Raw genomic sequence first — 26,417 nt, forward strand, 5'->3', positions numbered from 1 at the left:
CGGCCTCACGCGAGCGGGATCGCCCCGTCGTACGCATCCAGCGACTCGGTCTCCGTGGTCGCGGGGTACGCGAACACGCGCGACGGCGTCGAGCCGGCTGACCAGGGACTCCAATCCGCGGCGCGGGTCCGGATGAAGCCGACCGCCGCGCCGTGAACGGCGTCGGCGAGCTCCTGCGGCGGGTCCTCGCCGGTCATGAGGTCGACGCCCTCGGCGTCGAGCACGTCGAAGAAGAACGGCACGTCGAGGCAGTGGAGCGACCACCCGCGCGCCGGCGACACCCACTCGAAGCGGTACGCCCAGGTGCGGCCGCCCGAGGTCGCGGCCGATCGCGCGCGGGCGATGCGCACCACGTGGCGGCGGAAGAGCGCGTCGGTGACGAAGCGGCCGATCGCGGCGGGGACGCCGCGCTCGCGCCGCAGCTCCGCGTTCGCCCGGAGGTAGGCGCGGCGTCGCTTCCGAGGGAGCCCGAGCACGGTCAGGACGAGCCAGGCCGGAACCCAGCGGAGCCACCGGCTGTGGTCGTCGACGATCATCGAGAACTCGTCGTCCGTGGTGCCGATCACGAGGGGCTTGTCGGAGCCGACGCCCTTCGCGAGGGCACGCAGAGTCGGCTCGAGGATGAGCTCGCCGTCGATCGCAGGACCCAGCCGCAGGCCATCCGACAGCACGGCCTGGGCGCCGTGGAGATCGCGCATGGCGATGAGGTCCTTCGCGGCGTCGCGCACCTGCTTCTCGGTGAGGGCGCGCCATCCTGCCACGGTCGGCTCGACGCCTCCCTCCGCTGCGGCCCGGCGCCCGAAGCGCTCGGCCTCCTCGGGCGTGATCACGCCGATCGTGGCCGACATCGCCCAGACCGCCGAGAAGAGGTGCTGCGCCGCGGGCATCCCGAGAAGGGTGAGCACCGCTCCGCCGCCGGCCGACTGGCCCGCGATCGTCACGCGGGTGGGGTCGCCGCCGAAGGAACGGATGTTGCGCTGCACCCACTCGAGGGCGGCGAGCCAGTCCCGCACCCCGCGGTTGCTCGGCGCGTCGGCGATCCAGCCGAACCCGTCGAAGCCGAGGCGGTACGACGCCGTCACGACGACGACGCCGTCGCGGGCGAACGAGCGCCCGTCGTACCAGGGGCTCGCGATCGAGCCGGAGACGTAGGCGCCGCCGTGGAAGTACACGAGGACGGGAAGCTCCGCACCCGGATCGGTCGTCGGGGTGAACACGTTGACGTTGAGCGTCGAGCGACCGGGGACCGACGGCTCCGGGATGAGCGTGATGCCGGTCGCCCCGCGCTGGGGCGTCGCCCCCTGCCGGGTGGCGTCGAGCACGCCATCCCAGGGCTCGTGCGGCGCGGGCGCCTGGAAGCGGAGGCGCCCGACCGGCGGCTGCGCGAACGGGATGCCGAGGAACGTCGCGCAGTCCCGGCGCCAGAACCCGCGCACGCGACCCGCCTCGGTGTCGACGACGGGCTGCTCGACGCGGTGCGGATCGGTCGGGATGCTCGCGGTCACGGTTCCAGTATCGCCGCCCCCGGGAGGCTCAGAACAGCTGGCGCCAGTTCGCCTTCGCGAGGTCGAGGAGCTCGTCGCCGCGGCCGGAGAGGACGGTGCGGATGGCGTAGAGCGCGAATCCGCCGACCTGGTCGGCCGTGATCGTGGGCGGCATCGACAGCTCCTGCCGCTCGGTCACGACGTCGAGGAGCGCCGGCCCGTCGTGGGCGAGGAGCTCCTCGATCGCGGCAGGGAGGGCATCCGACCGCTCCACCCGGATGCCCTTGATGCCGAGCGCGTTCGCGACGGCCGCGAAGTCGGGGTTCTCGAGACCCGTGCCGTAGGTCACGAAGCCGGCGGCCTTCATCTCGAGCTCGACGAAGTTCAGCGACGAGTTGTTGACCACGACGGTCTTCACAGGCAGATCGTTCTGCGTGAGGGTGATGAGCTCGCCGAGCATCATCGCGAGCCCGCCGTCGCCCGCGAGGGCGACCACCTGGCGGCCGGGCTGCGCGGCCTGCGCGCCGATGCCGTGCAGGAGCGCGTTCGCCATGGATCCATGGCTGAACGAGCCGATGAGACGCCGGCGCCCGTTCATCGTGAGGTACCGCGCGGCCCAGACGGTCGGCGAGCCGACGTCGGCGGTGAAGACGGCGTCGTCGGCTGCGGCCTCGTCGAGGAGTCGCGCGAGGTACTGCGGGTGGATCGGGTGCGCCCCGCGGCGCGGCACCGCGAGCTCGTCGAGCTTGCGCCGCGTCTTGACGTAGTGGTCGCGCGCGTCGTCGAGGTGCTGCCGGCTGCGCTTCTCGGAGAGACGGGGGAGCAGCGCCGCCGCGGTCGCCTTGACGTCTCCGACGAGCCCGAGGTCGAGCGGATGGCGGCGGCCGAGCTGGGAGCCGCGGATGTCGACCTGGATCGTCGTCGCGTGCTCGGGGTAGAACTGCGGGTACGGGAAGTCGGTGCCGAGCATCAGGAGCGCGTCGGCGCCCTCCATCGCGCGGTAGCCCGAGGCGAATCCGAGCAGTCCCGTCATCCCGACGTCGAACGGGTTGTCGTACTCGATGAACTCCTTGCCGCGCAGCGCGTGGACGACCGGAGCGGCGAGCCGGTCGGCGAGGGCGACGACCTCGTCGTGCGCGCCCTGGACGCCGGCGCCGGCGAGGATCGTGACCTTCTTCGCGCCGTCGAGCAGTTCGGCCGCGCGGTCGAGCTCGGCGTCGTTCGGCAGGACGACCGGGCGCGCCCGGTCGATGACGGTCACGCGGTCGGAGGCGGCCTCCGCGAGCGCGACGTCGCCGGGGATCACGACGACCGCGACGTCGCGCTCCTGGATGGCCGTGCGCATCGCGATCTCGAGGATGCGCGGCATCTGGCTCGCGTCCGCGACGTACTCGACGTAGGCGCTGCACTCGCGGAACAGCTCCTGCGGGTGCGTCTCCTGGAAGTAGTTCGTGCCGATCTCGGAGGTCGGGATGTGCGCGGCGATCGCGAGCACGGGAACCCGCGAGCGATGCGCGTCGTAGAGCCCGTTGATGAGGTGCAGATTGCCCGGACCGCACGAGCCCGCGACGACGGCGAGGTCGTCGGTCAGCGCCGCCTCGGCGGCCGCCGCGAACGCCGCCGACTCCTCGTGGCGCACGTGGACCCACCGGATGGATCCGTCCTTGCGGAGCGCGTCGGTGAAGCCGTTGAGCGAGTCGCCGGGGATCCCGTACACGCGCTCGACGCCGTTCGCCCTGAGGGTCGCGACGATGTTCTGGGCGACGTCGGTCATGGGTCGTGCCTCCGTTCGAGCCTGCCTGCGGTACCTCCGACGTTACGCCCGATCCGGAGCCCGGAGGCGGTCCGCGGGAATGTCCGAGGGGGCGCGTAGCTTCTCCTCGACAGATCCTCTTGACGAGGTACTTGCCTTTTGCAAGTATCCGAACGACGGCGTGCGACGACGGAGAGAGACCATGGCGGATACGCAGACCCATCCCGGCGACGGCAACCCGGCGCCTCCCGAGAACGGCATGCGCAGCTTCCTGCACGTGCTCGTGAACACGGCATTCGCGAACATCACGACGAGCTACCTCTGGTGGGCCCTGACCTTCTGGATCTACCTCGAGACCCGCAACGTCATCGCGACGGGCGTCATCGGCGGCGCCTACATGCTGTTCATCGCGCTCTTCAGCATGTTCTTCGGGACCCTCGTCGACCGCTTCCGCAAGAAGGCGGTCATGGCCTGGGCCACGCTCATCGCGTTCAGCGTCTTCTGCCTCGACGCGATCTTCTTCTTCGTGCTGGGCGAGGAGCGCATCGTCGACCTCACGCAGCCGTGGTTCTGGATCTTCGCCGTCGTCATGCTCGCCGGTGCCGTGGTCGAGCAGCTGCGCAACATCGCCCTCTCGACGACCGTCACGCTTCTCGTGCCCGTCGACCGCCATGCGAACGCGAACGGCATGGTCGGCACCGTGCAGGGCCTCGCATTCCTCGTCACGAGCGTGTTCAGCGGGCTCTCCGTCGGCCTCCTCGGCATGGGCACGACGCTGCTCATCGCCCTCGTCGCGATGGCACTGTCGCTTCTGCACCTCATGGCCATCCGCATCCCCGAGCGCGAGATCGTGCACGCCGAGGGGCAGACCCGGTGGGTGGATGTCGCCGGCGGGTTCCAGGCGGTGCGCGCGGTCCCGGGGCTGCTCACGCTCGTGCTCTTCACGACGCTGAACAACCTCGTCGGCGGCGTCTACATGGCGCTCATGGACCCGTACGGGCTCGAGATGTTCTCGGTCGAGATGTGGGGCATCTGGCTCGCGGTGGGCTCGACCGGCTTCATCGTCGGCGGCGCGGTGATCGCGAAGCTGGGGCTCGGCAGGAACCCGATCCGCACGATGCTGCTCATCGCCGCGCTCGTCGGCGTCGTCGGGGCGGTCTTCACCCTGAGGGACTGGGCGTGGCTCTACGTCGGCGGCATCTGGGTCTTCATGTGCCTCATGCCCGCCGTCGAGGCGGCCGAGCAGACGGTCATCCAGAAGGTGACGCCGTACGAGAAGCAGGGGCGCGTCTTCGGGTTCGCGATGACCTTCGAAGCGGCCTCGGCGCCCATCACCTCGTTCCTGATCGCGCCGATCGCCCAGCTCTGGGTCATCCCGTACATGCAGACGGACGCGGGTCAACGGCAGTGGGCCTGGCTGCTGGGGGAGGGCGAGGCGCGGGGCATCGCGCTCGTGTTCGTCGCGGCCGGCGTCGTCGCCATCCTGCTGGCGCTCGGCGCGTTCCTCCTGCCGGCCTACCGGATGCTGTCGACCCAGTTCCTGAAGAGCGACGGCGAAGAGCCGAACGCGGCACCCGAGGCGCCGGCCGCTCCGACGCCCGGGACGGCGGGGCTCGTCGCGACTCCGCACGCGGAGGACGAGCCGGTCGCGCCGGATCAGTCGACCGACCGGTAGCTTCCCGCGCGGAGCCTCTCGGTGATGTCGAGCAGCGTCCGCAGGTCGTCGTCGTCGAGGCACGACATGCGCTCGGCGATGCTCTTGCCGTGAGCCGCGGCGATCGATCGGAACGCGCGGGCGCCGTCCTCCGTCGCCGTCACGAGGGCGCCGCGCCCGTCGTCGGGGTCGCTGCACTTCGTGACGAGCCCGCGCCCGACCATGCGGTCGACGAGCCGGGAGACGCTCGGCTGGCTGATGAGCATGTTCGCCGTGACGTCGCGCAGCCGCGCCGTCATGTCCGGGGCGCGGGTGACCGTGAGCAGCACGTCGTACTCCGCCTGCGAGAGGTCGCCGCCCACGAAGTCGTTCGAGACGTCCTCGAACACCTCGTGCTGCGCACGGAAGAGGCTCTCCCACGCGGCGATAGCGAGTCTGCGGTCGGCCATGCCTCTCAGGCTAGCGTTCCATGCGCGCCTATAGGAGTTGATCGGGGCGCAGGGGCGCCCTCAGGTGCCACGCGCGCGCAGCGTGAGACGCGCCGCCCCGGGCGCGCGCCCCGTGATGTAGACCCTCGGACCGGACTGCGCGTCGGTGCCGCCGAGGTAGGTGTAGTCCTCTCCCGGCTCGTAGAACGCAGGCGGGCCGCCGGGCAGCGCGGGGCCGAACTCGATGACGTCGTGTCCGATCGTGCACCGGCCGTAGCCGTCCCTGAGCTGGTAGGCACCGCCTCCGAGCGGTGCGGCGCCGTCGATGCGGCCGCCCGGAGCGAAGGCGAGCTCGAGTGACCATGCCAGGGCAGGGCCCTGCAGCGAGATCTCGATGTCGGCGCCGTCGTCGCTCGGCGTGATCTCGATGCGCGTCACGACCTCTACCGCATCGGATTCCCTCGCGTCGAAGGACATCGCGGCCGCGAAGCGGCCCTCGTCCGCGAGCGCGTAGTCGCCCATCGCGCGGATGGCCGTGGACGGGAGGGGCTGGTAGTACCGTCCCTCGACGCGCTCGTCGAGGACGAGCCGACCGTGCTCTTCGACGAGACCGCCAGGACGGAAGGGGCCGAGACCGAAGAAGTCCCGGGAGAGCCGTGCGGACACGAGACGCGCGGCCCCCGCCTCGAGCCGCAGGAACGTGGGGCTGTTCGATAGCCCTGACCGGACCCGGCGCATGCGGGCGTAGTCCGACCCGCCGAACACCACGACGGTGCGCTCGCTGCGCGCGTCGACGACGAGGCCGCTTGCGGGCCACCGGTCGCGCCTCGGCAGCTCCGGTGCGAGCGGCGCGGGAAGCGTCTCGCCGATCGCCGGGTGGAGGAGCAGCTCGGCGAGGGCGTCCGACGAGACGCCGGAGGCACGGGCGCGCTCCGCGCCCCACGCGAGATCGCCTCGGCCCGTCTCCACGGCGTACCGACGGTAGAGAACGAGGAAGGGGGCGGCAGGGAAGCGATCGTCCCGCTGATCCTGGCGCCGCGAGTGCACCGTCTCGACGGAGCCGTCGCCGCGGATGAGCCCGAGGAAGGACGTGAGATTGCGCGCGACGATCTCCCGCAGGTCCTCGCGCCCGAGGATGTCGGCGATGGCCGTGAGGGAGGGATTCGACACGTGCGCGGCGTAGTTGGCGCTCCGTTCGGAGTACATCCCGTCCGCGTCGATGTCGACGCCCTCCTCGAGCCACGTCTCCGCGCGGCTCCGCAGCGCCGGATCGCCGGTGTGGCGGTGGAGTCGGGCGAGCGCCCCGGCGAGCTCCCATCGGTGGTTCGGCGTGTGCACGCCGCCCGCGAGCATGGCGGGCGCCGCGCGCTCCGCGATCCGATCGAGCGCCGTCGCGACCTCGCGGAGCGGTCCTGGATCATCCGCCCGCCGGATGAGCTCGAGCGCGTCGGCGACATCGCTGACGGTGAAGGCGGAATCGGGCGGCGACTCGACGTTGTCGCCGCCCGCGAACAGTCCGGAGGGGGACTGCAGCTCGCTCAGCGTCATGACGAGGTCGGCCGCCGCCCGGGCGGCATCGCCCCGTCCGGCGTGGGCGCTCCCCGGAGCGAGCGCGGCCGCGACGAGCAGCTTCGCCCGGCGCATGAGCTCGCGATGAGCGGGAAGGGCATCCGCTCGGCTCGGGCTGCGGAGAAGACGCGCGATGTCGCGGTCCGCGGCCGCGAGCACCGCCCGACGGAAGACGAGGTCCTCGCTCACTCCTTCAGCCCTGCGTTGATGTCGGCGTTCATCACGTACTTCTGGAAGACGACGTACATGATCACGAGCGGGATGATCGAGATCACAGACGCGGCGAGCAGCACGGACCAGTTGACGTTCTCGGCGCCGACGATCGACTGGATCGCGATCTGCAGGGTGAACTTCCCCGGATCGTTGAGCACGATGAGCGGCCAGATGTAGTCGTTCCAGCGCCATTGGAACGAGAAGATGGCGAGGGTGATGATGATCGGCCGCGCGATCGGGATCATGATCCGCGCGAAGATCCGCAGCTCGCTCGCTCCGTCGATGCGCGCGGCCTCGACCAGCGAGTCGGGCACCGTCAGGAAGAACTGCCGGAACATGAAGATGCCCGTCGCCGTGATGATCGAGGGGATCACGAGGCCCCACAGGGAGTTGTAGAGGCCCAGGTCGCGGATGACGAGGAACGTCGGCGACAGGATGACCTCCGTCGGGAGCATCGTCGTGGCGAGGATGCAGATGAAGAAGGCCTTGAGCCACCACCGGTCGTACTTCGCCAGCGCGTATCCCGTGCAGGCGCTGGCGACGATGGTGAGTGCGGTGGTGGTGACGGCGACGAAGGCCGTGTTCAGGAAGTAGCCGGCGAAGTCGTAGCTCGACCATGCCGTGGCATACCCGGAGAAGTCCCATCGCTCGGGGAGCAGAGTCAGAGGATAGGAGAAGAGATCGCCGGCGGGCTTGAACGAGCTCAGCAGGAACCACAGCAGCGGGAAGCCGAACGCGAGCACGAGGATCCAGAGGAGTGCCGTCGCGCCGACCGCCTTCACGCGCTCGGCGGGGCCGCGCAGGCGGTCGGCTGCGGGGCGACGGCGCCGGGAAGGAGCCGTCGTCACGACCTCGGTGAGCGTGCTCATGCCGCACCCCTCCTCTTGTTGAACCACAGTTGGACGAGGGCGATCACCATGAGGATGACCATGAGGATCATGGACGCCGCGCTCGCGTAGCCGATCTGGCCGTTCTGGAACCCGGTTCGGTAGATGTACTGCACGAGCAGGTTGTTCTCGGTTCCAGGTCCGCCGTTGTTGAGCGCCTGGATCATGGCGAACTCCTTGATCGAGCCGATGGTCGACAGGAGGATCACGATGAACGACGTCGGGGCGATGCTCGGCAGCGTGATGTGCCGGAAGCGCTGCCAGGAGCCGGCGCCATCGAGCTCGGCGGCCTCGTAGTACGCCTGCGGAACGTTCCGGATCGCGGCGATGAAGAGGAGCATGTTGAACGCGGTGCCGGCCCACGCGCCCGCGAAGACGACGACGAGCAGCGAGATGTCGGCGTTCGACTGCCAGGGGACGGGAGCGCCGCCGAGCATCCCGATGACGAAGTTGACGAAGCCGAAGTTCTCCCCGAACATCCAGCGCCAGACCACGCCGGTCACGATGGGGGAGATGAGCCAGGGGATGAAGAACACGATGCGCGCCACCGCACGCCCCCGCGCGAACTTGCTGACGAGGAGCGATGCGATGCCGAGCGCGAGTGCGTAGGACAGCGGCACCTGCAGGATCGCGTACTGGAACGTGCGCGCGAGCGCCTGGTAGAAGCCGCTGTCTGCGAACAGCTCGGCGTAGTTGTCGAATCCGATGAAATCGGGAGTGCCGATCCCCGTGTAGTCGGTGAACGAGTACGCGAGCCCGATCGCCCCGGGCCAGACGAAGAAGAGGGCGAAGAGGACGACGTTCGCCGCGATGAGCGTGAGCGGCGCGACCCGGTAGCGGTGGAGCGGTCGGCGTCGCCGGGCACCGCCGGCCGCAGGGGCCGCCGGCGGTGCCTGGAGGGCGGTCGTCATGCGCTCACTCGCCTCCGACCTGGTCCTCGTAGCCCGCGAGGATGTTGTCGAGCGTGGTCTGCGCGTCCTGCTGTCCGTTGATGAACGCCCCCATCTCGGAGACCGTGGGGTCCTCGGCGAGGGCCTTGTCGTCGAGCGCCCAGCGTGTCTGCGCCTGAGCGAACGAGCTCGAGATCGGGTCGGCCAGCTCGATCTCCTGCGTGTACAGCTCGAACCCGTCGAGCGCGGCCTGCGACTCGAACGGGTAGGCGAGGTCGAGCCCGTTCTCGACGGGGAGGAACCCGTTCGTCTCGGCGAGCACCGCGTACTGCTCGGGGTCGTACATCCAGTCGACGAAGTCGTATGCGGCCTCAGAGCGGCCGCCGCCGTTGTCGAATGCGACCGTCAGCCCGCCGAAGTTGAGGTCCGTCGCGTGCACGGGCTGCGCCGGCGCCGGCACTGCGGCCCACTCGAAGTCGGTGATCGTGGAGCTGAAGTCCGCGATCTGCCAGACGCCGGAGAAGTACGCGACGACCTGGCCGCTCTTGAAGAGGGCGTTCGGGTCGGCGCCGCTCGTCCAGACCGACTTTGGCATGATCACGTCGTCGTTCATCGCCTTGAAGCGCTCGTAGATGTCGATCGTCGCGTCGTTGGTGGAGATCTCTCCGTCATCCCACTGGATGGCCTCGCCGCCCAGCTGGTACTGGAACGCGCGGAAGCGCGACGGCGATGCATCGAAGGTCAGGTTGTACTGCGCGCCGGTCGCCTCCCGCACCTGCGTCGTCGCGTCGAGGAACGCGTCCCACGTCCACGTCTCATTCGGATCGGTCGGGTAGGCGACGCCTGCCTCGTCGAAGAGGGTCTTGTTGATGAACATGCCGGATGCGGTGACGTCCGAGGGGATGCTGAGCACCGAGTCGTCGTCGCCTCGCACGATGAGATCGGCGTTGATCCCGTTCTCCGGGTCGTCAACGATCTCGGCGAGATCCTGAGCCGCCGGTGTCCACAGAGGATCGAGCCCCGGAACGCGCGCCACGTCGGGGAGCTCGTTCGCCTGCGCCGCGCTGCGCAGGCGCGTGCCGTAGCCGTCGTACGGGATGTTCACGATCTCGACGGCGGTCCCGGTCTCCTCCTCGTACTGCTCGGCGAGCGCGTCGTAGCCCGCCTGCTGCTCGACGCTCGTCGACAGCCAGAACGTGATGCTGTCGGCCTCGCCGCTCGCGCCGCCTGCGCATCCGGCGAGTGCGAGGACAGCGCTCCCTGCAGCGACGAAGGCGGACGTGCGGATGAAGCGGGTGCTGCGGTTCGTCATCGAAACCTCCTCGGCGGCATCGATGCCGCGGTCGGGCTGGATGTCTCGGATGTGTGATTGTCTCTACGTCCGGACAAAGGTGGGTGGCACGATGCTAGCCCGCTGATCGGGGATGGGCAAGCGCTTGCCCGGATGGTCGGCGTGGAAGGGATCTGCAACCCGGAGCTCGACTCCTGCTCGACGGGCGCAGGGGCTCAGCCGGCACAAGTAAGGGCCGGGCGGAGAGGAAGCCGCCCGGCCCTTGTCCCTTGCACCAAGAGTGTCCTGCAATCACATGTCGGCAGCTGCCACAGCAAAACAGCTGCCGTGCGATGACTCTATAACGGGGAGGTAACGGGAGCAACCCTCGGCGTTATCTTCCTGTGATTTCTTCACCGACGCATAGCGATCAGTCAGGCAGCGCCTCGACCTGGTGCGGGACCGGTCCTTCGGCGGAGGTCTGGGCTCAGGATGCGAGCGGAGTCGACGGCTGCTCCTCGCGTGCGGGAGCGCCGAGCCCGAGCAGCGCCTGCCCCCGCTCGTACTTCGCGAACAGCACCTCGCGCGTGGCCGCGTCGAGCGCCGCAAGCCGTTCCGGGCGCATGTTGTCGGCGAGGTCGTGCTCCTTCACGGCGCGCGCAAGCGGATTGGCGCGCACGCGGCCGTAGTAGGCCTCGACGGGCTCGTCGTCGCGGATCGAGAGGGCGTCGACAGCCTCGACGACGTGCGCCGGGAACTCCGCGCGCAGGTCCTCGATGGAGGTGTCGGTCTTCTCGAGCACGTCGTGCAGCCATCCGATCGCCGCGAGCACGTGGTCGCCCTCGGCTCGTGCGGCGACGCGTGCGGGATGGTCGACGTACGGGTTCCCGAGGAGGTCGACCTGGTCCGCGTGCGCCGCGCGCGCGAATCTCTCCGCGCGTCGAGCGATCCATCCACTCACGCGTCCATCTTCCATCGTTGACCGATGGACCGCATCCCAGCGTGGGCGAGGGCGGCACCATGGCGCCGTGCGCATCTACCCCACGGGGGTCGGTCGCGATCCGATCTGCAGGACCGGGGCCGGGCAGCAGCTTCCTCCGCCTTCGTCGAACGCGGCCGCGCCTCCGCAGACACCCGTCTCGGGGAGGGCGAGTTCGTTCCGTGCGGCCGCGTCGTGATCGCCCGCGAGGTGGGCTGCGACGCTGCGCACCTGCTCGTAGCCGGTCAGTGCGAGGAACGTGGGCGCGCGGCCGTAGCTCTTCGCTCCGACGATGAAGAGACCGCGTTCGGGCTGAACGAGCTCGCGCGCCCCGGTCGCGGCGACCGTGCCGCACGAGTGGATGTTCGGGTCGATCTCCGAGGCGATCCCCGCGACGGCCTCGAGGGTCGGGTCGAGGGCGACGCGCAGCCCGGACAGCAGAGACGTGTCCGGCCGGAAGCCGGTGAGGGCGAACACGTGGCCGAGCCCCGCAAGCTGTCGTCCGTCCTCGGAGACGAGGTCGACGCCATCCGCGTGAGCCCGCACCTCCGCGACGCGGAACCCTGCGACGACCTCGACGAGGCCCTCTTCTATCGCGCGGCGCGCGCGGCCTCCGAGCGCGGCGCGCTCGGGCAGCCCGTCGGCGTCGCCGGATCCGAGGACCGCCGCGCCCCGACGCAGCGCCCAGGTGACGACCGTCCCGGGGGTCTTCCGGGCGAGCTCGGCCAGCCGGAGCACGGCGTGCGCTGCCGAGTGTCCCGCGCCGACGACCGCGACCCGGCGCCCCGCGAACGCGGAGACGTCGTCGGGGATGCGATAGGAGATCGCGCCTGCTGCCGAGGTCTCTCCGATGGCGGGAAGCCCGTCGGCACCGGCGGGATTGGGGTGGCTCCAGGTGCCGCTCGCGTCGATCACCGAGCCGGCGAGGATCCGCGCCTCACGACCATCCGCGTCCCTCGTGTGAACGGTGAACGCCTGCTCACCGCGCCCGGCGTCGACCACGCGGTCGCGTCCGACGCGACTCACGCCGGTCACCTCGATCCCCGTGCGCACGCGCTCGCCGAGGGCGGCGGCGAGGGGGAGGAGGTAGCGGTCGACCCATTCTGCGCCGGTGGGGTACCCGGCCGTCGGCGCGGTCCATCCGGTCGGAGTCAGGAGGCGGCGCGCCGCGGCATCGATGAGCTCCGGCCAGGCTGAGAACAGCCGCACGTGGCCCCATTCCGACACGGCGGCGCCCGCAGTGCGGCCCCGCTCGAGCACGATGGCGTCCCGTCCGCGCTCGGCGAGGTGCGCGGCGGTGGCCAGGCCCTGGGGGCCCGCCCCGATGATGACGACGGGAAGCTGAGACATCGGATCTCCTCGGATTGAAAGACGTCAATGTGATGAGCGTGCCCGACCTATCGAAAGATGTCAATGCGTGCGACACTGGGGACATGAGTCTTCCTGCGGTGATCGACGGGACGGGCACGTGCTGCGTGCCGCCGATCACGTCGATCATGAGCATCGAGGACGCGGAGCGGGTCGCGCGCGTCTTCAAGGCGCTCGGCGACCCGACGCGTGTGAGGCTGCTGTCGCTGATCGCGTCGGCGGATGGCGCTGAGGCGTGCATCTGCGATCTCACGGAACCGGTCGGGCTCTCCCAGGGAACGGTGTCGCACCACATGAAGCTCCTTGCGGAAGCGGGCCTCGTGACGCGTGACCAGCGGGGGAAGTGGGCCTACTACGCGATCGACAAGGGCGCCCTCGACCAGGCCGCCGCGGCCCTCCGCACCGCATGACGCCGCTGCCGGACTGGCTCGACATCCTCGTCGCGGTGCTCGGCGCGCTCCTCGTCCTGTGGCTCGGGCTCATCGCCATCCTGTGGGTCCAGGCGAAGCGGGCGGGGCGAGACGTGGACTGGCGGGAGGCGGCCCGACTCGTTCCCGACGTGATCCGGCTCATCCGGCGACTGGCGGCGGATCGCAGGGTGCCTCGATCGACGCGATGGTGGCTCCTGGGCCTCCTCGGATACCTGCTCCTCCCGATCGATCTCGTGCCCGACGTTATTCCGGTTCTCGGCTACGCGGATGACGTGATCATCGTCATCCTCGTGCTGCGGCACGCCATTCGCACGGCGGGGCGAGAGCCGATCGAACGCCACTGGCCGGGCAGCGAGGATGGGCTCGGCAGTCTTCTCGCGCTCCTCCGGATGCGGTCTCGCCGCTGAGCCCTGTCCGCCGAAGAGCCGACAGCGCTCGACCCGACGCTCGACGTAGCCTGCCGGGATGAGAACGCGCACGCTGGTCGTCGCCTCGGCTGCCCTGCTTCTGCTGACGGGGTGCGCGACCCCGACGGCCGCCGGCCGCGCGCCATCCGCCTCGCCGACACCGACCGCCGCGTGCCCCGAGCAGCCGGGAGTCGAGCTGCCTCCCGAGTGCGCCGGCTACGACCCCGAGCACTCGATGGCGCAGAACGACGCCTACCGCCAACGGGGCGAGCTCGACCCGGCGGTCGAGGAGGCGGCGCGCGACATCGCCGAGGCCGCCGCCGATGACCTCGAGGCCCTGCGCGCGAGCGGCGAGCCGGTGACCGCGGACGCGGTCGTCGATCTGCTCGAGGCGGAGGGCCTGTCCAGTGTGCAGACCCGCGAGAGCGCCGGGCACGTGCTGTTCGGCGCGGTCGCCGCCACGGGCGGATGCGTGTTCGGCGCGGTCGCACCGGAGGCCGTCACGATCGACGTCGGCGGGGGCATCGCCGACGGAGGATGCCTGCCGGCGCAGTGAGCGCGGGCGTCGGCTCCGCGGGGAGCAGACCCGGGCACCGTCGCGCCGTCTTCCGCCGTTCCGACGGCGACGCTAGCTTGTGCGCCATGAGCGCACCTCGAGCGGCGACGCACCCACCTCGACCGACAGCCCTCCACATCGGAGTCGGGCTCATGGTCTTCACGTGCCTCCTGGGGCTCACCTTCGGCATCCTCGGCTTCGTCGATGCATCCGACCACGGCGATGAGGAGGGCGCCGCGCTCTTCCTCATCGCCGCAGCCGTCGTCGTCGTCGACCTCGTGCTGGCGATCCTCGTGTGGTTCGGGCGCATGTGGGCGCGCACCGTGCTGACGGTCATCGTGATCGGCAACATGCTGCTCGGGATCTTCACCGGCCAGGGGCCGACGGGTCTTCTCGCCGTCGCCGCGGTCGCCGTGCTCTACCTCAAGCCGTGCACCGAGTGGCTGCAGGAGGCGCGCCCGTCGGAGTGACCGGCGCGGGCGCTAGAGCCACCGCTTGCGCTTGAACACGCCCCAGAGCGCGAGGCCGAGCCCGACCATGAGGGCGAGTGACAGCGGGTAGCCGTAAGTCCAGTCCAGCTCCGGCATGTGCTCGAAGTTCATCCCGTACACCGTGCCGACGAGCGTCGGCGCGAACAGGATGGCGGCCCACGACGAGATCTTCTTGATCTCCTCGTTCTGCGCGAGATTGAACTCTGTCATCCGGCGCATCTCGTCGTTCTGACGCTGAGCGGCGAGCGTCGCGTCGACCGTCAGCGCGTTCTCGAGGATCGACCGGAAGGCGCCCGTGCGATCGGCGATGCGCAGCGCGTGATCGAGCACATCGCGGAGGTACCGCTGCAGCTCGAGGTCGACACGGTACTTGTCGGAGCCGCGCAGGAGAGCCTCGAGCATGGCGACGAGCGGCTGCGTCGCGCGCTGGAAGCCGATGACCTCGCGCGCGAGCTCGTAGATGCGTCGGGAAGCCGAGTCGGCGCCCGAGAAGAGCTCGTCCTCGATCTCGTCGATGTCGTTCTCCAGGCCGGCGACCACGGGCGCGTACTTGTCGACGACCTCGTCGAGCACGGCGTACAGCACCGCCTCGGGCCCCATCGCGAGGAGCTGAGGCGAGGCCTCGAGCCGGCGGCGCACGCTCGCGAGATCGGGCGCTTCCGCGTGGCGGATAGTGACGACGAAGTCGGGCCCGACGAAGAGGTGGAGCTCGCCGAACTCGACCTGCTCTTCGTCATCGCGGTAGCGCGCCGGCCGGAGCACGACGAAGAGCGTGTCGCCGTAGCGCTCGAGCTTGGCACGCTGGTGCCCCTTGAGCGCATCCTCGACGGCGAGCGGGTGGAGCGAGAACTCGGCGGCGATGGCGCGGATCTCCTCCGCCGTCGGGCGATAGAGCCCGATCCACGCCATGCCGTCGCGATCGCGCATGGTCTCGCGGGTCGCGGTCAGGTCGGCCGGGTCGGCCGTGCGGTGTCCGTCCACGTACACCGCGTTGTCGATCAATGCCATCATCATTCACCTCTTTCTGCTCACTTCGAGGCACGCGCGAGCAGGGCTCCGCACGTGCAGAGAGGCCGCGCGCTCGAGCACGCGGCAGGCGCCGCCGATGGGCGAAGACGTCAGCGAGGAGTGACGCTGATCGACGAAGGCGAATCGGCGGCGCGGCGACTATCACTGGACATCGCGCATCACCTGCCTTCGGATCGGGGAATGGGCATGGAGAGCCCGGGGAATGATACGTCGCGGCTGCCGAGGCGTCAAAATCCGGCGCTCCGTCGGGGGAAGCCCCGACCTCTCAGTGCGCCACGTAGCGGAGGAGTGCGGCTCCGTGCGGTGCGAGGGAGAGGCGGATGGCCGTGCTGCCGTGAGCGACGCCGCGCACGGCGGCATGATCGGTCGCGATCTCGGCACCCGTCCACAGCTCGCGCAGCTCGCCGTCGAGCTTCGCAGGGAGGTCGACGTTCTGCGCGTCGAGGGCGATGTCGCGCGCCTCGTCGTGGAGGTTGAACGCGGCGACGTAGCGCTCGCCGTCGGTGCCGTCGGCCGTCCACAGCACGAGGCCGTTCTCGCGGAACACCTCGCGACTCGCCTCGGCGCGCAGCAGCGCGAGCGCATCGGCGTTCGTGAAGAGCGCGATCGTGGCAGGGTCGCTCGTCGGAAGGTCTCCGCCGATCATGAGGGGCGACCGGGCCACGAGCCACAGCGTCATGAGCGAGACCCGCTCGGCGGGGGTCAGGCGGTCGTGACGCGGCTCGCCGCGCTCGGCCCGGATGCCGATCCGGCCGAGCGGCAGCATGTCGCCGTCCGGCCATCCGCTCGCCGACGCGTGCGGCGCCCAGCGCGCGAAACGGGCGAAGTTCGCCTCGACGTCGTGCCAGTCGTCCCACAGGTCGTCGCAGATCCGCCACATCGTCGCGTGCTCGCGGAGGTGATCGAGGCGGGTGAGGGAGAGGTCGCGGCCCGGCGAGAGGCTCAGCTCGATCGGGCGGCCGGTGCGGGCGATGGCGCGCGCGTATGCCTCGATGTCGGCCGCCTGATACGGCCACAGCATGTCGTCGGCCTTGATGAAGTCGACGCCCCACGACGCGTAGAGATCGAGCGTGGAGTCGTAGTACGCCTGCGCCGCAGGGTGGTCATGGTCGAGCCCGACCATGTCGGGGTTCCACTCGCAGGCGTTCGCGGGGTCGGCGACCTCCGACGCGCGCGCGTCGGTGCCCAGGATCGGCGCGTCGGCGGCGACCGCGCGCCGCGGGATGCCCCGCATCGTGTGGATGCCGAAGCGGAGGCCGAGCGCGTGGATGCGCTCGGCCAGTGGCCCGAAGCCCGCGCCGCCGGCCGAACTCGGGAAGCGCCCCGGGTCGGGGATGAGCCTGCCGTGCTCGTCCATCGCGAGCGGCGCGTCGTCGTTGTACCCGTGCGAGCGCGCGGTCGGATCGGACCAGTCGATGTCGACGACCACCGTGTCCCACCCGTAGGGGAGGAGGTGCTTCGCCATGAACTCGGCATTCGCGAGGACCTCCGCCTCGGTGACGGTGGTGCCGAAGCAGTCCCAGCTGTTCCAGCCCATGGGCGGGGTGGTGCGCGCGAGCGGCATGGTGTCCCTTCGTCGGGTTCGCGGGGAGGGCACGACGCGGTGCCGCGGACGACGCTACCGGAATTCTCACGTTGGAGGAGACCGGCGATCGGATGGCGCGAGCGCGCTCTACCCTGGACGGATGGCGGAGGTCGAACGCGATCCCGAGCAGCTGCTCACGGTCGGCGAGGTGAGCGCGCGAACCGGAGTCGCCGTGTCAGCGCTGCACTACTACGAGCAGCTCGGACTCATCGCGGCCTCGCGCACGTCGGGAAACCAGCGCCGGTTCCGCCGGCACATGATCCGCCGCATCACGCTGATCGCGGTGGCGAAGCGGCTCGGCATCCCGCTCGCCGACGTCCGCCGAGCGCTTGCCGACGTGCCGCTCGACCGGCGGCCCACGCAGGCGGACTGGCAGCGGGCCTCGCGCGAGTGGAAGCGGGTGCTCGAACGACGGCGGCAGGCGATCGAGCGTCTCGAGCATGAGCTGACCGGCTGCATCGGCTGCGGCTGCCTCTCGATGAACGCGTGTCGCCTGCTCAACCCCGACGACGAGCTGGGCCAGGAGGGCGCGGGCGCGCGGCGGCTCGACGTCGACGACGCTTCCTGAGGGTCCGCCGCGATCGGCCGCCGATTTGCCCTCAAGTGCACCTGAGGTTCTACCGTCGAAGCATGCACAGCCCATCCGTCGATGCCTTCAAGACCGCGTTCCGTCTGCATCCGGCGGGGATCGCGGTGGTGTCGGCTCGCACGGAGGAGGGCCCGGTCGGGCTCACGGCTTCGAGCGTCGCGTCGGTCGGACTGGACCCGCTCGCCCTCGCGTTCTCCGTGACCCGGTCGCGGGGGAGTGCCGGCGGCATCCTCCGCGCCGAGTCGTTCGTCGTGAACCTCGTCACCGCGCGCCACGTCGAGACCGCGCAGGCCTTCGCGGTCACGGGCGCCGACCGCTTCACTCCGGAGCAGGGCTGGTCGACGCTCGAGACGGGCGAGCCCTACCTCCCGTCGGCGCGCTTCGCGCTGCGCTGCCGGCCTCTGCAGGTGACGCCCGTGGGCGCGTCCTCCCTGGTCCTCGCTGAAGTCCTCGACGTGATCGAAGGGGAGGCCGGCGAGCCGGTCGTCTACTTCGATCGCGCCTTCCACGTCCTCAACCCCACCGCGGTCGGCTGACCGCACCCACCCAGAGAGAAGGAAACGATGCCCGCATACGCACTGCCCGATCTTCCCTACGACTACTCTGCGCTCGCGCCGCACATCTCGGCGCGCATCATGGAGCTGCACCACTCGAAGCACCACCAGGCCTACGTCACGGGTGCGAACACGGCGCTCGAGCAGCTCGCCGAGGCGCGCGAGACGAACAGCCTCGCCAACGTGAACAAGCTCGAGAAGGACCTCGCGTTCAACCTCGGCGGTCACATCAACCACAGCGTGTTCTGGCAGAACATGTCGCCGGATGGCGGCGGAGCGCCCGAGGGCGAGCTCGCGGCGGCGCTCGAGGACGCGTTCGGCTCGATCGACGGCTTCCGCGCGCACTTCACCGCGACGGCGCTCGGCGTGCAGGGCTCGGGATGGTCGGTGCTCGCGTGGGACTCGGTCGGCGCGCGTCCCGTGATCTTCCAGCTGTTCGACCAGCAGGGCAACGCGCCCCTCGGCGTCACCCCGCTTCTTCAGCTCGACGTGTGGGAGCACGCGTACTACCTCGACTACCAGAACGTGCGCGCGGACTACGTGAAGGCGTTCTGGGAGGTCGTCAACTGGGCCGACGTGCAGCGCCGCTTCGAGGCCGCCCGCACGGCGACGTCGGGCCTCATCGTCCCGGCGGCGAGCTGAGCCCTCGCGCAGACGGCGCGCGACTCGCGACACGGCTGCGGCGGGCAGCGCTTCTGGCGCTGCTCGCCGTGCCCGTCGCGGTCGGCGCCGTCGCGAGTGTCATCGGGCGCTGAGGCCGCCGAGCGCCTCCGCAGCCGCCGTAATGCGCTCGGCCATCCCCGCGAAGATGAATCCGTGGAAGGGCAGGACGGCAAGCCAGTAGAGGCGTCCGGCGAGACCGCGCGGGAAGAACACCGCTCGCTGCCGGTACCGGGCGCCGGCGCCGTCCGGCTCGACCCCCAGCTCGAGCCACGCGGCACCCGGGACCTTCATCTCCGCCCGCAGCCGCAGGAGACGGCCGTCCTCGATCGCTTCGACACGCCAGAAGTCGATCGCGTCGCCGACGCGAGCCGCGCTGCGGGAGCGCCGCCCGCGGCGCAGTCCGACCCCGCCCGCAACCCGGTCCATCCAGCCGCGCGCCGCCCAGAGGACGGGTGAGGAGTACCAGCCGTTCTCGCCCCCGATGCCGAGCACGATCTCCCAGACGTCCTCGGCCGAGGCGCGCGTGCAGCGTTCGCGCTCATCGGTGAAGACGGTGCGGCCGGCCCATTCGGGGTCGCTCGGCAGCGGGTCGCTCGGTGCGCCGGAGACCTCGGCGTCCTGCCAGCTCGTCTCGACACGGTCCGCGTCGAGGCGGCCGAGCGCGAGGCGCACCGCCTCGCGATACGGCGTCAGCCCGCCTGCGGGAGGCGGGATGAGGTCGTCGGGCACGCCGTCCTTCACGATGCACTCGTTCTGAAGCGACGCGATGAGCGGGCGCGCGATCGCACGCGGCACCGGAGTGACCAGGTTCACCCAGTGCGATGCGAGGGTCGGCGTGAGCACGGGCAGCGCGGCGATGGCGCGCTGGCGCAGCCCCGCCTCGATCGCGTAGCCGTTCATCATCTGCCCGTATCGGAGCACGTCAGGACCGCCGATGTCGATCGCACGGCTGATCCCGCTGGGCGCCCGTGCGGCTCCGAGCAGATAGTGGAGCACATCGCGGATCGCGATCGGCTGGATGCGGTTCCGCACCCAGCGCGGCGCGGGCATGTACGGGAGGACCTCGGTGAGATGGCGGATCATCTCGAATGACGCCGAGCCGGAGCCGATCACGACCCCCGCCTGCAGCACCAGAGTCGGCACCCCTGAGTTGAGGAGGATCTCCCCGACGGCGACGCGCGAGCGGAGGTGCGGTGAGAGCTCGGCATCGGCGGGATGGAGTCCGCCGAGATAGACGAGGCGACGGACACCGGCCGTGGCCGCCGCCTTCCCGACGGTCTGCGCCGCGAGCTCGTCTGCGCGCTCGAATCCCCGGCCGGCTCCCATGGAGTGGACGAGGTAGAACAGCACATCGACGTCGTCGCATGCACGCGCGACCGCGCTCGCCTCAGCAGCGGAGCCCTCGACGATCTCCACCTCGTCGCCCCACGGCAGCGATCGTGCACGAGCGGCGTCTCTCACGAGCACGCGCACGCGGTATCCGGCTGCGACGAGCCGCGGCGTCAGTCTGCCGCCGACATAGCCCGTCGCCCCGAGCACGAGCGCGCGGGGTGGTGTGCCGTCCGCTCGCGGAAGCGCGCGCAATGCCGGTTCGTGTCCCGTGGGCGCCGTGAGGTCGATCATCCGCTCAGGCTAGGAGGCCCCGTTCGCCGCCGCCCAGCGCTTGACAGCCGGCGCGACCATGCGATTCCTTGCGCCGAGATGACGGCTGGTTAGAATACCGGTGTTCTGTGCCGGCTGGCACGGGGGAAGACGTGGCCCTGACTGCGGGTGCGCGACCGGATGGCACGGAGAGCAGCTATGACCGCTGGCGAAGACGACGCCGTGGCCGCGTCTTCGCATGGCGGCGCGCGTCGGAGTCGTCGGGAGGGCCTCCCTGAGGCGGTGCCCGTGCGCCGTCTCGACACGGCGCCCGTGACGCCGCTCATCCTGCCGTCGTACGGGTCCGCTCCGCGTCGCGGCGGTGCCTCGGGCATCGCGGCTCTGCCGTTCGCGGCGCCGGTCACGCCCGTGCGCACCGAGGACGCCGCGAACGGATCGTCGTTCCGCGCGGGTCAGCTCGTCGCCGCAGGCACGGCGGCTGCGGTGATCGCCGCCGTGGCGACCGCGTTCACTCCGGGAGGCGGCGGCGGGACGCTCCTCGGGTCGGGCTTCACCTTCGCTGAGGCACAGCAGGGGACCTACGCGGGCACCCCCGAGGCGGACGGCGAGGGCGGACTCGCCGTCGAGGTGGTCGAGCCGCCCGCCGATGACCTCGAGCCGCTCGGGATCCTGCCGTCGACGCTTCCTGACGACCTGCGCTCGGATGAGCCCGACGATCGCTCCGGCGGCGGAGGCGACGACGACAACGGCGGCGGCGATGACCCCCAGGACGAGCGCGACGGCGACGACCGCGAGGGGCAGGACGACCGGGGCGGCCGAGACGACCATGGGGACGAGGACCAGGACTCGAGCCCGAGCCCCTTCCCGTGGTGGCCCGACTTCGATTTCGATCTCGACGACCCGTCTCCGACGACGAAGCCGCAGCCGTCGCGCGAGCCGAGCGATCCATCCGACCCCTCGCCGACGCGGGAGCCGTCCGAGCCGTCCGAGCCGTCTCCGACGAGGGAGCCATCGGACCCGTCTCCGACGCGCGAGCCCTCCGAGCCCTCGCCCACCCGGGAGCCCTCGGAGCCTGCGCCCACGCGCGAGCCGTCTGAGCCCTCTGAGCCCGCGCCGACCCGCGAGCCGTCCGAGCCCGCTGAGCCGTCGCCGACAGAGCCCAGCGAACCCTCCGAGCCGACCGAGGAGCCTTCGACGCCGCCCACGAGCGAGCCCTCACAGCCGCCGAGCCCGAGTCTTCCTCCCACGAGTGAGCCACCTCCGCCGCCCACGAGCGAACCGCCGGCCCCCGCACCTGATCCCCTCCAGTTCGCGGGGCTCAGCGAGAACTACACGCTCAGCCTCTTGGGAATCAAGGTGCTCGGAAGCTACACGCTCTCGGTGGTCGGCGAGCCCGGATCGACGGCGACCGTCACCTACGGCGGGTCCGCCGCGGGCTCGATCACGTTCGGCGGCTCCGGTGCCGCGTCGATCACGCTGGGCAGGTCGCTCGTTGACCTCAAGCTGAGCAATCCCCTGATCCGCGTCGCGTACTCGGATGGCACGCCGGGTGCGCCGATCGAAGAGTACCGCGACAGCATCTGACCCCTCGCTCGATAGTCTGCTCGTCCGAGCACCCGAAAGGGGATGACATGGTCGCCGTGTACGTGGATCCTGTCGACGGCCGCACCTATGGTCTGGACACGCCGCGCTGGCGCTCCGACGCGGGGCGGCCCCTCATGGTGAGTGCGCAGCGAGGGATCGCCCGCGACGAGATCGAGACACGCGAGCGCTCGCTCTGGCGGTATCACGCCGCGCTCCCCGTCGACATCGCGCATCCGATCACGCTCGGCGAGGGGTGCACGCCGCTCGTGGAGCGGGAGTGGGGGCGTCATCGTCCGCTCTTCAAGCTCGAGTGGTTCAGCCCGACGGGGAGCTTCAAGGACCGCGGCTCGAGCGTCATGCTGTCGTACCTGCGCGAGCGCGGAGTCGAGGCCGTGCTCGAGGACAGCTCCGGGAACGGCGGATCGTCGATCGCCGGGTACGGCGCGGCCGGCGGGATGGGAGTGCGCATCTTCGCGCCGGCCTCGACGTCTCCCGCGAAGATCGCGCAGGTGCGCGCATACGGTGCCGAGGTCGAACTCGTCGACGGGCCGCGGGAGGCCTCTCAGGAAGCGGCGATCCGCGCATCGGACGAGACGTTCTATGCGAGCCACAACTGGCAGGCCCTCTTCCTCGAGGGGACGAAGACGCTCGCCTACGAGCTCTGGGAGGACCTCGGGTTCCGCGCGCCCGACAACGTCATCGTGCCGGTCGGCGCCGGGAGCAGCCTGCTCGGGTGCTGGCTCGGCTTCCGCGAGCTGCATTCCGCCGGTCAGATCGAGCGGATGCCTCGGCTCTTCGCCGCACAGCCCCGGGGGTGTTCCCCGGTGGTCGCCGCGCTCTCGGGAGAGCGGCACGCGCATGCGCCGACGATCGCCGAGGGCACCGCCATCCGATCGCCTCTCCGCCTCGACCAGATGCTGCAGGCGCTCCGCGAGACGGATGGCGCTGCTCTCGCGATCTCGGAGGAGGGCATCGTCGCCGCCCTGCGCGCGCTGTGCGATCGCGGGCTGTTCGCCGAGCCGACCAGCGCGCTCGCCGCGGCCGCCTTCGACGAGCTCGTCGCGCGCGGGGTGATCCGCGACAGCGAGACGACGGTCGTCATGCTCAGCGGCTCGGGGCTCAAGGCGGCCGAGACGATCCGGTCGCTGCTGTCCTGAGGCGTCCGGTGGCGTCAGGCGGCGTCGGCCTGCTGGCGCGCCTCGAGCACGTCGGGCATGTGCGTCGTCGCCCAGGTCTCCAGCGCGCGCAGCGGCTCGCGCAGGCTGCGTCCGAGGTCGGACAGCTCGTAGACCACGCGCGGCGGCACCTCGGCGTACACGGTCCGCGTCACGAGTCCGTCGCGCTCCAGTGCGCGGAGCGTCTGGGTGAGCATCTTCTGCGAGATGCCCTCGATGCGGCGGGCGACCTCAGAGAAGCGAAGCGGCCCGTCCTCGAGCGTGCCGAGGACGAGCGCAGTCCATCGATCGCCGATGCGGTCGAGCAGCTGCCGGCTGGGGCAGTCCTTGGCGTAGGGGTTCCACGCGTCCATCACGCCTCACTTACGTCGCGGTGACCAGGGCACGGAAAAGTGCCTGCTTCCCCACAGTAACAGGCTCTCCTAGAGTGACTATTGCGCGGTGATCGCCGCGGACCGACTACAGGAGGACATCCAGATGACACGTATCGCCGTCTTCGGAGGAACCGGCTTCGCCGGAGGGCACATCGTCGAGAACGCCGTGGGGCGCGGACACGAGGTGATCTCGTACAGCCGGTCGGTTCCCGCGACGACGATCGAGGGCGTCGACTACCGGACGGGGTCGATCGCCGATGCCGACACGGTGAAGCAGGCCGTCGCCGATGCCGACGTGGTGATCAGCGCCGTCGCCCCGCGGGGCGACATGGAGGGCGCGGTCGCGCCTGCCATCGCCCAGCTGGCCGAGGCCGCGCGCGCGGCCGGCACGCGGATCGGCGTGATCGGCGGCGCAGGGTCGCTGCACGTGTCGGAGGGCGGGCCTCGCGTGCTCGACAGCGGATTCCCGGAGGCGTTCAAGGCAGAGGCCCTTGAGATGACGGATGTCCTGGAGGCGCTCAAGGCCTCGCCCGAGGACCTGGACTGGTTCTTCATCAGCCCCGCGGGCGGGTTCGGCGCATTCAACCCCGGCGAGGCGAAGGGCACGTACCGTCTCGGCGGCGACGTGCTTCTCGTGGACGAGGGCGGGGAGTCGTTCATCTCGGGTGCCGACCTCGCGCTCGCGATCGTGGATGAGATCGAGGCGCCGAAGCACCACCGCAAGCGCTTCACGGTCGCCTACTGACAGCTGGGGACGCTGGGGAGAGGCGGGGCGGTCGCGATGGCGGCCGCCCCGCCTCGGCGCAGGAGCGCGACACGCCCGACGCTGACCTCGGTTTGCCCGACCCCACCGATCCGCGTAATGTATTCCCTTGTCGCCGCCAAGCGGTGAGGTTGAGCCGGAAGGTTCCCCGCCCCAGGTCTGCGACAGAAACCACCTCGAAGAAGAGACGCACTCGTGCGTCGACTCGAAGGGGTGGCGGTCGTTCTCTCGAGCGGCTGCGATCGACACGGCGTGTCGGATTCGCATACTGGTGAGAGAGCGGCTAAGATAGAGAAGTTGCCCCGGAGGGCCACGGCGGGAGTCGTGGGGCTGGGTGCGTCTGATCCTTGAGAACTCAACAGCGTGCACTTGTCAAATGCCAAATTATCCTCGTCCAGCTTCGGCTGGTTGAGAATTCCTTTGGATCAAATTTTATGGTTGTCAGTTTTTGGCATCCTTTTTGGTCATGATTGAACTCGCAGGTGCCTGTCCGTTTTCCCGGGTGGGTGTCTGCTTCTGTTTTTTACGGAGAGTTTGATCCTGGCTCAGGATGAACGCTGGCGGCGTGCTTAACACATGCAAGTCGAACGATGAAGCCCAGCTTGCTGGGTGGATTAGTGGCGAACGGGTGAGTAACACGTGAGCAACCTGCCCCTGACTCTGGGATAACAGCCGGAAACGGTTGCTAATACCGGATATGCATCATGGCCGCATGGTCTGTGGTGGGAAAGATTTTTCGGTTGGGGATGGGCTCGCGGCCTATCAGCTTGTTGGTGAGGTAGTGGCTCACCAAGGCGTCGACGGGTAGCCGGCCTGAGAGGGTGACCGGCCACACTGGGACTGAGACACGGCCCAGACTCCTACGGGAGGCAGCAGTGGGGAATATTGCACAATGGGCGGAAGCCTGATGCAGCAACGCCGCGTGAGGGATGACGGCCTTCGGGTTGTAAACCTCTTTTAGCAGGGAAGAAGCGTAAGTGACGGTACCTGCAGAAAAAGCGCCGGCTAACTACGTGCCAGCAGCCGCGGTAATACGTAGGGCGCAAGCGTTATCCGGAATTATTGGGCGTAAAGAGCTCGTAGGCGGTTTGTCGCGTCTGCTGTGAAAACCCGAGGCTCAACCTCGGGCCTGCAGTGGGTACGGGCAGACTAGAGTGCGGTAGGGGAGATTGGAATTCCTGGTGTAGCGGTGGAATGCGCAGATATCAGGAGGAACACCGATGGCGAAGGCAGATCTCTGGGCCGTTACTGACGCTGAGGAGCGAAAGGGTGGGGAGCAAACAGGCTTAGATACCCTGGTAGTCCACCCCGTAAACGTTGGGAACTAGTTGTGGGGGCCTTTCCACGGTCTCCGTGACGCAGCTAACGCATTAAGTTCCCCGCCTGGGGAGTACGGCCGCAAGGCTAAAACTCAAAGGAATTGACGGGGACCCGCACAAGCGGCGGAGCATGCGGATTAATTCGATGCAACGCGAAGAACCTTACCAAGGCTTGACATACACCGGAAACGTCTGGAAACAGTCGCCCCTTTTTGGTCGGTGTACAGGTGGTGCATGGTTGTCGTCAGCTCGTGTCGTGAGATGTTGGGTTAAGTCCCGCAACGAGCGCAACCCTCGTTCTATGTTGCCAGCACGTTATGGTGGGAACTCATGGGATACTGCCGGGGTCAACTCGGAGGAAGGTGGGGATGACGTCAAATCATCATGCCCCTTATGTCTTGGGCTTCACGCATGCTACAATGGCCGGTACAAAGGGCTGCAATACCGTGAGGTGGAGCGAATCCCAAAAAGCCGGTCCCAGTTCGGATTGAGGTCTGCAACTCGACCTCATGAAGTCGGAGTCGCTAGTAATCGCAGATCAGCAACGCTGCGGTGAATACGTTCCCGGGTCTTGTACACACCGCCCGTCAAGTCATGAAAGTCGGTAACACCTGAAGCCGGTGGCCTAACCCCTTGTGGGAGGGAGCTGTCGAAGGTGGGATCGGTAATTAGGACTAAGTCGTAACAAGGTAGCCGTACCGGAAGGTGCGGCTGGATCACCTCCTTTCTAAGGAGCATCTCGAGCCCTTCGGGGTTCGCAGAGGCCCGTTTCGAGACGGATGTTCTCGACGGGTTGCTCA

General features: G+C 69.6%; 24 protein-coding genes and 1 rRNA gene. 12 read left to right on the forward strand and 13 right to left on the reverse strand.

Going from position 1 to position 26,417, the window contains the following annotated elements; genetic code table 11:
* Positions 1-5: 5 nt before the first annotated feature.
* Both GC092_RS02350 and poxB read right to left on the reverse strand, forming a co-directional pair.
* Positions 6-1,505: a carboxylesterase/lipase family protein gene (locus GC092_RS02350; protein WP_324013891.1), complete on the reverse strand. Its 1,500-nt coding sequence runs from the start codon at positions 1,503-1,505 to the stop codon at positions 6-8.
* 28 nt (positions 1,506-1,533) lie between these two features.
* Positions 1,534-3,258, reverse strand: a complete 1,725-nt coding sequence (gene poxB / locus GC092_RS02355; protein WP_282980071.1) for a ubiquinone-dependent pyruvate dehydrogenase — start codon at positions 3,256-3,258, stop codon at positions 1,534-1,536.
* Positions 3,259-3,439: 181 nt separating this feature from the next.
* On the opposite strand from poxB, the gene GC092_RS02360 reads away from it, so the two are divergent.
* Positions 3,440-4,912, forward strand: coding sequence for an MFS transporter (locus GC092_RS02360; RefSeq protein WP_324013894.1), 1,473 nt, complete (start codon positions 3,440-3,442; stop codon positions 4,910-4,912).
* Here the strand turns inward: GC092_RS02360 and GC092_RS02365 are convergent.
* The 7 genes from GC092_RS02365 to GC092_RS02395 form a co-directional block, all read right to left on the reverse strand.
* Positions 4,894-5,340 (reverse strand): MarR family winged helix-turn-helix transcriptional regulator, encoded by a 447-nt coding sequence (locus GC092_RS02365; protein ID WP_271174314.1) that lies wholly within the window; start codon positions 5,338-5,340, stop codon positions 4,894-4,896. The genes GC092_RS02360 and GC092_RS02365 overlap by 19 nt on opposite strands.
* Before the next feature lie 60 nt (positions 5,341-5,400).
* The gene (locus GC092_RS02370) at positions 5,401-7,077 is read right to left on the reverse strand and encodes a hypothetical protein (protein WP_324013898.1); all 1,677 of its coding nucleotides are present in this window, start codon (positions 7,075-7,077) and stop codon (positions 5,401-5,403) included.
* Positions 7,074-7,970, reverse strand: coding sequence for a carbohydrate ABC transporter permease (locus GC092_RS02375; protein ID WP_324013899.1), 897 nt, complete (start codon positions 7,968-7,970; stop codon positions 7,074-7,076). The genes GC092_RS02370 and GC092_RS02375 overlap by 4 nt, the downstream gene beginning before the upstream one ends.
* The gene (locus GC092_RS02380; protein WP_324013901.1) at positions 7,967-8,899 is read right to left on the reverse strand and encodes a carbohydrate ABC transporter permease; all 933 of its coding nucleotides are present in this window, start codon (positions 8,897-8,899) and stop codon (positions 7,967-7,969) included. Before GC092_RS02380 ends, GC092_RS02375 begins: the two co-directional genes overlap by 4 nt.
* Before the next feature lie 4 nt (positions 8,900-8,903).
* Positions 8,904-10,190 (reverse strand): ABC transporter substrate-binding protein, encoded by a 1,287-nt coding sequence (locus GC092_RS02385; RefSeq protein WP_324013902.1) that lies wholly within the window; start codon positions 10,188-10,190, stop codon positions 8,904-8,906.
* 445 nt (positions 10,191-10,635) lie between these two features.
* Positions 10,636-11,109, reverse strand: coding sequence for an HD domain-containing protein (locus tag GC092_RS02390; protein ID WP_282980067.1), 474 nt, complete (start codon positions 11,107-11,109; stop codon positions 10,636-10,638).
* 75 nt (positions 11,110-11,184) lie between these two features.
* Positions 11,185-12,477 carry an FAD-dependent oxidoreductase gene (locus GC092_RS02395; protein WP_324013904.1) on the reverse strand — a complete coding sequence of 431 codons (1,293 nt, stop codon included), beginning with the start codon at positions 12,475-12,477 and terminating at the stop codon, positions 11,185-11,187.
* 83 nt (positions 12,478-12,560) lie between these two features.
* Here GC092_RS02395 and GC092_RS02400 point away from each other — a divergent pair, with 83 nt between their 5' ends.
* From GC092_RS02400 to GC092_RS02415, 4 genes are all read left to right on the forward strand, one after another.
* Positions 12,561-12,905 (forward strand): ArsR/SmtB family transcription factor, encoded by a 345-nt coding sequence (locus GC092_RS02400; protein ID WP_324013907.1) that lies wholly within the window; start codon positions 12,561-12,563, stop codon positions 12,903-12,905.
* Entirely contained in the window at positions 12,902-13,333 is a 432-nt protein-coding gene (locus GC092_RS02405; RefSeq protein ID WP_324013908.1) for a YkvA family protein, read from the forward strand. Before GC092_RS02400 ends, GC092_RS02405 begins: the two co-directional genes overlap by 4 nt.
* Before the next feature lie 58 nt (positions 13,334-13,391).
* A complete protein-coding gene (locus GC092_RS02410) occupies positions 13,392-13,889 on the forward strand; it encodes a hypothetical protein (protein WP_324013909.1) in 498 nt (165 codons plus the stop codon).
* A gap of 86 nt (positions 13,890-13,975) precedes the next feature.
* Positions 13,976-14,359: a hypothetical protein gene (locus GC092_RS02415; RefSeq protein WP_324013912.1), complete on the forward strand. Its 384-nt coding sequence runs from the start codon at positions 13,976-13,978 to the stop codon at positions 14,357-14,359.
* A 12-nt stretch (positions 14,360-14,371) separates the two neighbouring features.
* On the opposite strand, the gene corA is transcribed toward GC092_RS02415, so the two are convergent.
* A complete protein-coding gene (gene corA / locus GC092_RS02420; RefSeq protein ID WP_324013913.1) occupies positions 14,372-15,388 on the reverse strand; it encodes a magnesium/cobalt transporter CorA in 1,017 nt (338 codons plus the stop codon).
* A 286-nt stretch (positions 15,389-15,674) separates the two neighbouring features.
* Positions 15,675-16,973 (reverse strand): alpha-galactosidase, encoded by a 1,299-nt coding sequence (locus GC092_RS02425; protein WP_324013916.1) that lies wholly within the window; start codon positions 16,971-16,973, stop codon positions 15,675-15,677.
* A gap of 121 nt (positions 16,974-17,094) precedes the next feature.
* Here GC092_RS02425 and soxR point away from each other — a divergent pair, with 121 nt between their 5' ends.
* From soxR to GC092_RS02440, 3 genes are all read left to right on the forward strand, one after another.
* Positions 17,095-17,562 (forward strand): redox-sensitive transcriptional activator SoxR, encoded by a 468-nt coding sequence (gene soxR, locus GC092_RS02430; RefSeq protein ID WP_324013917.1) that lies wholly within the window; start codon positions 17,095-17,097, stop codon positions 17,560-17,562.
* A 62-nt stretch (positions 17,563-17,624) separates the two neighbouring features.
* A complete protein-coding gene (locus GC092_RS02435) occupies positions 17,625-18,119 on the forward strand; it encodes a flavin reductase family protein (protein ID WP_324013919.1) in 495 nt (164 codons plus the stop codon).
* A gap of 27 nt (positions 18,120-18,146) precedes the next feature.
* On the forward strand, positions 18,147-18,779 hold the full coding sequence (locus GC092_RS02440) for a superoxide dismutase (RefSeq protein ID WP_271174294.1): 633 nt from the start codon (positions 18,147-18,149) through the stop codon (positions 18,777-18,779).
* Between the two features lie 99 nt (positions 18,780-18,878).
* Here GC092_RS02440 and GC092_RS02445 read toward each other — a convergent pair whose 3' ends face one another.
* Entirely contained in the window at positions 18,879-20,423 is a 1,545-nt protein-coding gene (locus GC092_RS02445) for an SDR family oxidoreductase (protein WP_271174293.1), read from the reverse strand.
* 267 nt (positions 20,424-20,690) lie between these two features.
* Between GC092_RS02445 and GC092_RS02450 the strand changes: the two genes are divergently transcribed.
* Together GC092_RS02450 and GC092_RS02455 are read left to right on the forward strand one after the other, a co-directional pair.
* Positions 20,691-21,986, forward strand: a complete 1,296-nt coding sequence (locus GC092_RS02450) for a hypothetical protein (RefSeq protein WP_324013922.1) — start codon at positions 20,691-20,693, stop codon at positions 21,984-21,986.
* A 47-nt stretch (positions 21,987-22,033) separates the two neighbouring features.
* Positions 22,034-23,143: a threonine synthase gene (locus GC092_RS02455; RefSeq protein ID WP_282980052.1), complete on the forward strand. Its 1,110-nt coding sequence runs from the start codon at positions 22,034-22,036 to the stop codon at positions 23,141-23,143.
* A 14-nt stretch (positions 23,144-23,157) separates the two neighbouring features.
* Here GC092_RS02455 and GC092_RS02460 read toward each other — a convergent pair whose 3' ends face one another.
* A complete protein-coding gene (locus GC092_RS02460) occupies positions 23,158-23,514 on the reverse strand; it encodes a winged helix-turn-helix transcriptional regulator (protein WP_271174290.1) in 357 nt (118 codons plus the stop codon).
* A 124-nt stretch (positions 23,515-23,638) separates the two neighbouring features.
* Between GC092_RS02460 and GC092_RS02465 the strand changes: the two genes are divergently transcribed.
* Both GC092_RS02465 and GC092_RS02470 read left to right on the forward strand, forming a co-directional pair.
* Complete coding sequence (locus GC092_RS02465) at positions 23,639-24,280, forward strand: NAD(P)-dependent oxidoreductase (RefSeq protein ID WP_282980051.1); 642 nt, start codon at positions 23,639-23,641, stop codon at positions 24,278-24,280.
* A gap of 540 nt (positions 24,281-24,820) precedes the next feature.
* Positions 24,821-26,344: ribosomal RNA gene (locus GC092_RS02470) — 16S ribosomal RNA — on the forward strand.
* Positions 26,345-26,417 lie beyond the last annotated feature (73 nt).

Source organism: Microbacterium sp. JZ37, from assembly GCF_035188445.1.
Classification (GTDB): Bacteria; Actinomycetota; Actinomycetes; order Actinomycetales; family Microbacteriaceae; genus Microbacterium; species Microbacterium barkeri.